Here is a 10,593-nt window from a genome sequence, read left to right on the forward strand (position 1 = left end):
TTGAGTGTAGCTGTTTCCTGAAATGTTGTTGAATGAATTAATACCTTACTTTATTGGTTGATAGATGTGCAATGTTGCAAGCTAGGAAGAACTTATATCTTACCCATACTAAGCAGCTGAACTGAGTATAAAGAATATGAAGGTGCGTCATTTATTCAGGAATATAGGGTCGTGTAATGATGAAAGCTATAAGTGTATTTCGTATGACAGTCTGTTTGATGTTATTGATAGCCGGGATGCAAGCTAACTTGGCTTTTGCTGATAACAAGGTTTATTTGACTTCTTTGGATTGGCCACCTTATACCGGTGAAAGCTTACCTGGCCAAGGAACATCTGTAGCTGTTGCTAAAGCGGTATTTGCTGAGGCAGGTCTTGAATTAGTCGTTGACTTTTACCCTTGGAAACGAGCCGTTAATTTGGCAAAAAATGATGAAAAATATGTCGGTTATTTTCCAGAGTATTATTCAGCTGATCTTGAGCAGGACTTTATTTTTTCTGAACCGATGGGGAATGGACCTTTAGGTTTTGCACAGAGAAAAGATAATCCTGTAACTTTGGCAGAGTTTGAGTGATTTAAAACCCTTTAAAATTGGTACTATCAGTGGTTATGTTAATACTACTGAGTTTGATCAAATGGCTGAAGCAGGCACTATAAAGGTGGATAGTGCAGGAGATGATGTTAAGAACTTATTAAAGCTCAATGCGAAAAGAGTCAAACTTGCAGTTATCGATAAGTATGTTATGACTTATTTGTTAGACACTGATCCAGCGTTGAAAAAGATCAAGGGGAATATTGTATTTAACGAAACATTACTTGAGGATAAAAAGCTCTATATTTGCTTTCGTAAAAGTGAAAAAGGTAAAGAGATTTAGCAGAAGTTTAATACAGCTTTAAAAAAAGTTGATGTTTCAGCCATCATGTCGAAGTACCTGAGTCGGTAGTATTAAGATTATAACATATAAGCTGAAAGTTGATTGATGAATGGGCAAGCTTTGGTATTATCAGGTTTTGCCTTCTAGCTCATAATGTGATGTGGTAGAGGTAAGAGTTGCTTCCTCTTAGACCTATTTAGTTTTAAAAAAATCACACAACTGTGTTTTATTCTAGGGTGTAATAGAGAATCATTTTAAGTTGTGTTAATTTTCCTGCCCGTAATCTATCACTCAAAAAAACATATGTGAGTTTATATATCCAAAACCAAGGGTATAACTTCTGCACTTGTTCTGTAGAGGGATAGCTGAACGTTGCTACTTGTTAGAAAAAATAAAATTTGAAGCATAAGTTGTGGAAAGTTTACTTATAACTTTGTCATGTAGTAATAGAATGAGTCATTCATTTTCATTCTTTTTGGCAATGTGTGAGCAACTATAATTTAACAGTATTTAAAGAACGCAGTTTAGTAAAACGCCTTTTGGGCATACATTCATTGGATGATAGTAGTACCTGATATGACATTGGTCACTTTGAAAAAGAAATGTAAGATCAGTAGTTTCCTTACATTGATGCTTGTAGCCTTTCACGGAGAAGCCTTTTCCTCATCAATGGCTGTGGCAAGCCAACAGTATTATCAGTTATCAATGGCATTTCTTAGATACCATCAGCTAGCGCAAAGTTCAGCATGGCAATCTTTACCTAGCTATGATCAGTTTATGCTTTCTACCCCACAGGACAAGAATGTACTGCTGAACCAGTTGCTAACGGCAACAGGTGATCATAAAGTACCTTCTGATCCTCTCTACTTAGCAATACAGCGTTATCAGCGTCGTCATCAATTACCAGCTTCTGGCCATATTAATAAAGCAACTTATTTATCACTCTCCGCTGGCCCAAAAGAAAAAGCACAACTCATAGCTCGCAATCTAAAGCGACTGGAGCGTTTACCTGATGATCTAGGACGAAATTATGTGTTAGTCAACGTACCAGATTACTCGCTGCAATATGTAGAAAGAGGAGAGGTCAAGTTGTCTATGCGCGTTATTGTGGGTAAACCATACAGGCCAACGCCTCTTATGGTCGATACTATTCGTTCAATTATTGTGAACCCCACTTGGACTGTACCGAGTAAAATTGCCTTTAAAGATATACTTCCTAAGTTAAAAAAACAGCCTAACTACTTGAAAAAAAATAATTTTAGCGTATTTCAATACAAGGATAATGGTGTCGTCACTGTTAATTATGATGATATTGATTGGGAAAACATAAACTACAAGAACATTGATCGCTCAGCTTTTCCTTATCAACTCAGACAAAGTTCAGGCTCGCATAACGCTTTAGGGCGGTTTAAATTTAACTTCCCTAACAGTCAGGCTATTTACCTTCATGATACCCCCCAGAAATATTTATTTAGCCGACAAAACAGGGCGTTAAGCTCTGGCTGTGTCAGAGTAGAAAAACCAAGACAACTAGCTGAGCAGCTCTTAAAAAGTAATCGTCATTACTCACGTAGAAAAATTGATCAAATATTAAATTCTGGTCAGATGACAACCCTTTCGCTAAATGTGCCAGTCCCTGTCTATATTACTTATCTTACAGCTTGGGTGAACCAAGATGGTGAGCTTCGCTTTGCGAAGGATATTTATAAAATGGACAAGCAACGTTATATTTCCATGGCAGATCAATAATCAAATATATATAGTGCATGACCCACCTTCTGCTAAATTTAAAAGAAACTTAATGATTTAGCGAAGTTGGGGGCAATGTATAAGGAGCAAGTGCAACGGCGTATTTTAACGGTTCTAGTGATTTTATCACTTGGCTTTTTGAGTCTGGAAGGCTGGATGACATGGATGCGAAATCAGTCTACTCAAGAATTAGTAGAATATCGTCAGACCTTTTTACATCAAAACCTATCACGTATGGTTGCGCGCCTTGGTACAACGTTACGTAGTGCTTGCAGTGACTATAGTCTATGGACTCAGATGCAGGATTTTTCTAAAAAACTGGATCGTCACTGGGCTAAAGTTAACATTGATACCAGCCTCCCTGAGTTTGGTATAACACATACTTGGATTGTTAATTCTGAATACAAAACAGTTTATAGCTTTATTGTGGATAGCTTGCCTGAGTTTGAGCAGCCATTACAAAAAGACACGTTAAAGTCAGTTAAAGGATTAAATTTTTATCAAGGATTTTATCGATATAAACAAGCTATTTTTGAGCTTGCTGCATGTCCTCTCCATAGCAGTGATGATTATGAGCGTTTAGGTGAAGCGACAGGATGGTTAGTACTGGCTCAGCCTGTAGGTGAAGACTACTTAGAACAAATTGCGTTACTCACTGACAGTAAAGCAAGTATTGTATTCAATAACCACTTATCACCATCCTCAACAATCAATAATCCTTGGAATATTCGTATTAGCCTACCTTTCAGGGGGGCTTCAGGACAGCCAGTTGCTTTTCTGACAGCAACAACCCACTTAGAAGATTTAAAAAAGCTTTATGATGCTTCTACTCAACTCATCATAGTGAATGGTTTTTCCATTATTTGTTTGTTATTTCTTACGTATTTTTTATTACAAGTCTGGGTGCTTTCTCCTCTAAAACAATTAACTAATTCTCTAGATAAAAATACAGCGAGTGAATTAAAAACACTATTATCACGGGATGATGAATATGGCAGGTTAGCATCGTTGGTTAATGATTTTTTTCAGCAACGGGATTTATTGGCAGCAGAAATTCAAAAGCGTGGACAGGTAATGGACCAATTGGCTCAGGTTAATCTGCAGCTGTTTGATAATGCTCGCCTTGATGAGTTAACACAAGTGGCCAACCGGCGACGTTTTGACGAGTACCTGGCAAGTGCTTGGAATAGTGCTATTAGCACAGGCAACCCTATTGCGTTACTCATGATTGATTTGGATTTTTTTAAGCGATACAACGATACGCTAGGTCATCCAGAAGGAGATGATTGTTTGGCTTTAGTCGCAGATGTTTTTCGTAATGTCGTCAAAAGTCGCCATGATTTATTAGCACGTTATGGAGGAGAAGAGTTTGCTGCAATCCTTCCCTTAACAGATGAAGCTGGTGCTAAAGTCTTAGCAGGACGTATTATTGATGTATTAAAGCAAGCAGAAATTCCCCATCCCGGCAGTGAGTTCCAAGTAGTGACCACTAGCATTGGTGTGGCGGCATGCTCACCCATACCCCATCAAAACCCCGACATGCTAATCAACATGGCAGATAAAGCACTATACGAAGCTAAACGCAGAGGCCGCAATGGTGTTGTTGCATTTAGTGAGTTGCCAAAGACTGTGGATGAGGATATCAATCAGTGAACTTTGGAGTAGAAGGTACTTTTCGTTGAATACAGTTGGTCTTGAGTAGTTTACCTATTGTAAGTTACAGATAATTCTCACATACAGAGCACCAAGCACAAGTCTTAGGTAGTGAGGTTATCGTGCCATTAAAATGTTTATTGCAATATAATTAAGTTAGTTATAGTAGGGGATGTTGCTTCTATTGTACGTATATTGACGTATATTGACGTATATAAGGAAAGGTTAATAAAATCAGTTTGCTAGCAAAACTCTAGATTAGAGTTCTAGTTAAATCAATACTGTAGACAGTTTTTGGCTGAGAGTGGTAGGTTGTACCAAAGATAGAAACTGCGAGAATGCGGTTATCAAAGTCGTATTGTCACAGGAATCTATCTTTGGAAAGCATAGTAAAAACGGTTTTACGCTCAATGTCCAATGTTAATAAGTCTCAGCGTACATTTATAGCAGCATTGTTGACGACACTAATCGTATTTCAAGGCAAGGCAACCTATAGAAATATGAACCGTTACAGTGATATGAGTGAAAAACGTTTTAGCCGTTGGTATAGCCGGTCATTTGATTTTGCTCTGTTTAATCGTCGTATAATTGCGCACGCTCTTCCAGAAAATGACCGTATCGCTGCTATTGATGCCAGCTTTATCAGCAAGTCTGGCAAGCTGACGGAGGGCTTGGGGTGGTTTTATAATGGATCAGTAGGTCAAAGTCAGCATGGCTTAGAGGCTTCGCTTATCAGTTTGATTGATCTTAAATTAAATACAGCGTTTGCCTTAGATGTTTGTCAAACCCTTGACCAAAACCAGAAAACACGGGTAGAAGCCTATGCTGAGCAAGTGGTAGAAATAGCCCCACAGCTACAAGAGCAAGGTGTTTTATATCTCGTTGGTGATGCTTATTACAGTAAAGAAAAGTTTGTCTCTCCAATAATTAAAGCTGGATTGAAGCTTGTGGGTGAGCTGAGAACTGATGCTGATTTACGATGGTTTTATGAGAGGGAATATTGTGGAGTTGGACGCCCCAAAAAGTTTGATGGAAAGGTCCGTTTTGAAAAGGATCTACATCGTTTTAAGCACGTTGGTCGTTTACAAGAAGGTATAGAGATTTACACAAAAAAGGTTTATTCAAAAACGTTTAAACGTGCCATTAACGTCGTGATGTTGAAACAAACGAGAGATAATAAAGCCGGTAGAGTTTTGCTTTATTCAACGGACACGGAATTAGATGCTCTGGTGATAATTAAGTATTACAAAGCGCGCTTTCAAATTGAATTTCTATTTAGAGATGCTAAACAGTATACAGGATTCACTTACTGCCAGTTACGTAAAAAATTTAATCAACATTTAATGGAAATACTTTTTGACAAGTTAGGGTTAAGCTTAAGTATTCTAAAAATTGCTCAAGTATATGAACGGATGAGCAAATATGGGGCTATGGCTGCGTAAAAGTGTCTAGAGTATTGATACAGAACAACTACAAAATAGTTTTAAAGGTAAGTTTGAATGGGATTGTTCTGCAAGAAAACAGTGGAAGACAATGAATTCAAGCACATGTCGGTAACGATAAAAGTATTAACTAAAGGTTAATCCATTGAGCGATTTAGGGTAATTATTTGTTAATTAAGTTTTGTCTGACATGTTCTATTAAGCAAATGCTTCACTACAGAAAAAGTGAAGTATTTCATCAGGGCAAGCAGTTGACTCAATGGTATTATCAATTCCTCTTAAGTTATGGGATTTTAACCTGTTAAGGTGTTTATCTTTAGGTAAATAAGTCGTCAGGTGTAGATCGTTGAAATTTGTAATAAACTGTATTGACTTTGATTTGCCATGAAATAACATCTGTTTTAGGAGTATTGTGCAGGTTAAGATTTGTACTTTAATTGTTGACTACATAGTTTGCATTAAATACCATTTCAAAATTAACATATGTAATGCTGTGCCAAATTGATTAGGTAGTGCTAATGAATGGAGGCAGACAAACAGTCTGTGATACTTATTAAGGAATGTTGGGATTTGTCTTTAGTAAGGTTTTATCAGGGAAAAGAGAGCAGGAGATGTTCAGAGTAAGTATACAATAATATAAAATACAAGCCTGTATTTTTGTTGTTATCATGGAGCATCAATGGAGTTTAGCATGGAACAACTTTGTGGGAAATTATTAATAGCTTCTTTGTTATATGTTATTTCAAGTATTTATAGTTATGCTCATGATAATAACCCTTCTCAAGAGAAAGTTTCTTCTTGGGGGCCATATAAGATTACAATTATGAAAGGAAAAAACCGAGCAGTTTGTAAAGCTTACGGTAAAGCCTTGTCTGATCGCAAGCTAAATAAAGCTTTGTTTTGCGATAGGCGAACACCACTTACGTTAGTTAAGACTGATATAAAGCTTCCTGGAATAATAAATTTAGACGTGTCTGAACAAGAAGTGTACTATCCTCGGATCAAAGATTTTTTGTACTACGGGGATCCTTTTGAAACTAAAAACAGTATTAAATCTTTAAAAGATAATTTTCAGCAGAAGTATCGTCAATATTTGGTCGAACAGCATGAAAATTTTTTAGATTTTATAAGGTTTAATAGTGGTCGCTGGATAGAACATAGTCCAATATACCAGCTAATATTAGATGTAAATAATGATGGAAAAAACGATAATGTTATTGTTATGCATTATGGGGGATGTGTTGGGTATGGAACTAGAAAAACACCTCCTACCCTAGATGCAGCTGTTTTTAATGCAGCAGCAGTTTTTGGTATTAAAAGTTTTGAATTTAGTAAACTTTCATATTTGCTTTATGACGGAGGCGGTGAAAAAAATACTCCTCCGTTACCATTAAGCGGTAGACTAAATATGAATTTTTTTATGTTTGATGAAAGAAGCTACTTTGATCGCTGGTATTATGGTTTTGGGGAAATGGATAGTGACTATTTGTTTTCAGTTTATAAGATTGAAAATGGCTCTACAGTTGAGCAGTGTAGATTTAATGTAATTGATGAAATGAAGTAGAGCTTTTCTATAAAGTCGTATCTTTTGTATTAGGAATAATGATATGCCAATTAATTATCACCAGATTTCATCAAGTAATGGAAATCCTTATATTGAAACGGTGAAAACTTATCTTAGGCTTTTTGAACATTTTAGAACAACTCCATATAACGATAGTGAAGGTCTTTTGACTATTGGTGATGGATTTATGATTGAGGGACGAAGCCAAAATAATATTCTTGGTTATGTCTTGGAAGAAATCGGTGTATTTGCTGCCTCAAATACACAAGAAAACGAACGTCGTACTTTACTTGGGTTACCAGCAGAAACAGCGAGAAAGTAGGCATTCAAGAATATTAGCAAGCTTCCGAACTATTATATCAAATAATCAAAATGAAAATACTGTTAGAACAGCACTAAATGCAGCTGTTCGAAGTTATGGCATTAATAATGACTTTGAAATAACAGATCCTCAATCTAGTATTATACTTGAAAAAATATTGCTTGGCGGTGGATGGGGAAGTGATAATAATGGAGGATATACCCATAATGTACCATCGAGAAATGCTATAGCAGAGCGTATTGAAAATCAGTTAAATATTAACGATATTCGTGACACCTTTGAGTTTGCAGCATTAAGTTGTATGTACTACAACAGTGGCAGTCTTGGCAATGATTTGACGGCAGCTATTCAGCGTGGGGATAGAGCGAGTGCTTGGTATGAAATCCGGTATAATAGCAATCGATATAGTAGTAATGGTTGGAACCGTAATCAGGCTAATGGGATTGCAAAGAGACGTTATATGGAGTCAGAGTTATTTGGTCTTTATAATAATGAGCCTCCTACTACCTCAGATGCTCTAGATATTTATAAAATGTTGCTTAATCCTGAACAGTATAGTGCCGACTTTGATACGTTTAGGGATAAAATTATCGCTTATGAGCAACGATTCGGAAATTTAAGTGGTGGTTCAAACCACAGAAATATGATTGTAGAAGGTAATCGTGATTATCAAGTTGCGGGAACGGCAAATCAAATAACTACCGTTCAAGAAGCTTTACAACCTGCTAAAGATAAATTAATTGAAGGCTATGGACCTGAGTTATTTGATGATGTAGATGTGAGTGACTATGATATTCATGTTTTGAATATTGTTGTAGGTGATGACCAAGGGACAACGATTGAGGGTACTTCATTAGCTACTAATGTTGACAATAATTCAAGTGAATTAAGTGATAATTTAATTTTAGCTTTTGGAGGAAATGATACAGTTAATGCTAAGGAAGGAAATGATATTGTATGGGGGGGAGAGGGCAATGATACATTAAATGGAGAAGATGGTAATGATCTTCTTGTTGGGGAGGCGGGGATTGATACCCTTGATGGAGGTAAGGGTGAGGATCACTTATTTGGTGATGAGGGTAATGATATTCTGAAAGGAGGAGATGATAAAGATATCCTTGATGGCGGTGAAAACGCAGATCAACTAGAAGGTGGGCAAGGTAAAGATATCTATCACGCTGACAGTGAAGATACTATTAATGACAGTGGTAAAGATGGCACTGTGTTTTTAGATGGTACAAAATTAACTGGTGGTGAACGCACCGAAGATGATCCTGAAAACACCTATTACAGTACTGATGGTAAATTCACTTATGTTAAAAACGGCTCAACATTAGTCATTAATGGTGGCTTAACCATTAATAATTATAGTGACGACGCACTGGGCATTCACCTTGAAACCGTTGAGGAAGAAGAGGAAGAACCCGATTTTGACGATCCTGAAAAAGTCACCTCGCCGATTATTATCGATTTAGATGGTGATGGTGTCGAGACCCTTTCGGTAAATGATAAACATTATTTTGACCACGATGGTAATGCGTTTGCTGAATCCACAGGCTGGGTATCACGTGATGATGGTTTGTTGGTCTGGGATAAAAATAATAATGGTGTGGTGGATTCTGGTGCTGAACTGTTTGGTAACCAGACGACACTCGCTTCAGGTCAAAAAGCGAAACACGGCTATGATGCGTTAGCGGAATTTGATGATAATAAAGACGGTGTTATTGATGCCCAGGATGCGATTTATTCATCGTTACGTGTTTGGCAAGATAAAAACGAAAACGGCCTGACGGATAATGATGAATTATCCAGTCTTGCGGATATGGGTATAAAAAGCCTCTCAACCGCCTATGAAGACTCTAATCATACTGATGCTCAAGGCAATGAACATCGTCAGACTAGTGACGTCACGTGGAATGATGGCCATAAAACCGACAGTGCAGACGTATGGTTTAAAACCAACACTACCCGTCGTGTAACAACGGAAACCTTCAACTGGACCCATGAAATCCTAGCGTTACCGAACTCCCGAGGTTATGGCAACTTACTGGATTTACAGCAAGCCATGACTCAGGATGAAACACTTTTATCCATGGTGAAAGCCTTTGTGGCGGAGTCAGACTATCAAAAACGCAATGACATGGTGCTTGCGATTATTTATCAGTGGGCGGGTGTCACGGATGTCGATCCAAATAGTCGTGATCCTAAAAAGGTTTATGGGCATGTGATTGATGCGCGTAAACTCGTGACCCTGGAAAAAGTGGTGGGCCGCGGTTATTTAGGGACTTGGTGTTGGGGCGAACGGGATCCTAATCCCCATGGTCGCGCTGCACCGATTTTAAAAGCAGAATTTGATAAATTCCAACGTTCCGTCACTGCACAATTAAATGCACAGATTTTATTTGATGACACTATTTTATCCGCCTACTTTGAATCCGGCAGTCGTTATTTCCGTTTAAATGAAGAAGCATTAGAAACGTATTTAGTCAGTTTAAACCGCCCTGATAAAGTGGAAGAATTAAATGCTGCCATCAATACACTGCAAAATCTGGGTGTTTATTCGAAGCGCATACGCAACGAAGTGAGTAGTGTACTGGCTAAAATTGTGCTGAATCATCCCAGTTTAAATGAATATATTAATCACGACACGGTCGCGGGTGATGAGCGAAATAATACCCTGCGTGATTATAATCAAATCAATATTACTCGACTTTGGCCATTTAACTTAAGCAAGTATGCTTAAATAATGAGCAGAATTTGATTTTTTTGGTAGAAAACAAGCAGAATAACTGGAGTTCAAGTGGCAATGACGGCACAATTTTTTTGACAAAAAAATTAAACCATTCCAAGGAAGGGACCGTCATTGCCTGACTCAATTATAACGATTTTATCCGCATTTGCACCTTTAATGAGTTCAGCTACTTGGCTAAAAGCAACGACTTTAATAAAGGGCGCTTTGTTATGCAGGGGACCAAGACGTATTACTTCAT

Annotated in this window: 8 protein-coding genes; all 8 read left to right on the forward strand. The window is 37.6% G+C overall.

Annotated elements, in window-relative coordinates; all coding sequences use genetic code 11:
• The first annotated feature begins 176 nt into the window (after window positions 1-176).
• The 8 genes from F607_RS35495 (at window position 177) to F607_RS32845 (ending at window position 10,346) form a co-directional block, all read left to right on the forward strand.
• Window positions 177-572, forward strand: a complete 396-nt coding sequence (locus F607_RS35495) for a type 2 periplasmic-binding domain-containing protein (RefSeq protein ID WP_230400402.1) — start codon at window positions 177-179, stop codon at window positions 570-572.
• Window positions 565-873: a type 2 periplasmic-binding domain-containing protein gene (locus tag F607_RS35500; protein WP_230400403.1), complete on the forward strand. Its 309-nt coding sequence runs from the start codon at window positions 565-567 to the stop codon at window positions 871-873. The genes F607_RS35495 and F607_RS35500 overlap by 8 nt, the downstream gene beginning before the upstream one ends.
• A gap of 576 nt (window positions 874-1,449) precedes the next feature.
• Window positions 1,450-2,622 carry a L,D-transpeptidase family protein gene (locus F607_RS29565; protein ID WP_169719793.1) on the forward strand — a complete coding sequence of 391 codons (1,173 nt, stop codon included), beginning with the start codon at window positions 1,450-1,452 and terminating at the stop codon, window positions 2,620-2,622.
• Window positions 2,623-2,697: 75 nt separating this feature from the next.
• A complete protein-coding gene (locus F607_RS32840) occupies window positions 2,698-4,275 on the forward strand; it encodes a sensor domain-containing diguanylate cyclase (RefSeq protein WP_051311446.1) in 1,578 nt (525 codons plus the stop codon).
• 377 nt (window positions 4,276-4,652) lie between these two features.
• Window positions 4,653-5,717 carry a transposase gene (locus F607_RS0112875; RefSeq protein WP_027708414.1) on the forward strand — a complete coding sequence of 355 codons (1,065 nt, stop codon included), beginning with the start codon at window positions 4,653-4,655 and terminating at the stop codon, window positions 5,715-5,717.
• Between the two features lie 691 nt (window positions 5,718-6,408).
• On the forward strand, window positions 6,409-7,281 hold the full coding sequence (locus F607_RS0112880) for a hypothetical protein (protein ID WP_027708415.1): 873 nt from the start codon (window positions 6,409-6,411) through the stop codon (window positions 7,279-7,281).
• A gap of 43 nt (window positions 7,282-7,324) precedes the next feature.
• Window positions 7,325-7,603, forward strand: a complete 279-nt coding sequence (locus F607_RS0112885) for a hypothetical protein (RefSeq protein WP_027708416.1) — start codon at window positions 7,325-7,327, stop codon at window positions 7,601-7,603.
• A complete protein-coding gene (locus tag F607_RS32845; protein ID WP_027708417.1) occupies window positions 7,572-10,346 on the forward strand; it encodes a calcium-binding protein in 2,775 nt (924 codons plus the stop codon). The genes F607_RS0112885 and F607_RS32845 overlap by 32 nt, the downstream gene beginning before the upstream one ends.
• Window positions 10,347-10,593: the final 247 nt, after the last annotated feature.

It is taken from the genome of Zooshikella ganghwensis DSM 15267, assembly GCF_000428585.1.
GTDB lineage: Bacteria > Pseudomonadota > Gammaproteobacteria > Pseudomonadales > Zooshikellaceae > Zooshikella > Zooshikella ganghwensis.

Coding starts and splice junctions, on each gene's coding strand:
- F607_RS35495 (WP_230400402.1), top strand. CDS start 177: ATGATGAAAGCTATAAGTGTATTTCGTATGACAGTCTGTTTGATGTTA.
- F607_RS29565 (WP_169719793.1), top strand. CDS start 1,450: ATGACATTGGTCACTTTGAAAAAGAAATGTAAGATCAGTAGTTTCCTT.
- F607_RS32840 (WP_051311446.1), top strand. CDS start 2,698: ATGTATAAGGAGCAAGTGCAACGGCGTATTTTAACGGTTCTAGTGATT.
- F607_RS0112880 (WP_027708415.1), top strand. CDS start 6,409: ATGGAACAACTTTGTGGGAAATTATTAATAGCTTCTTTGTTATATGTT.
- F607_RS0112885 (WP_027708416.1), top strand. CDS start 7,325: ATGCCAATTAATTATCACCAGATTTCATCAAGTAATGGAAATCCTTAT.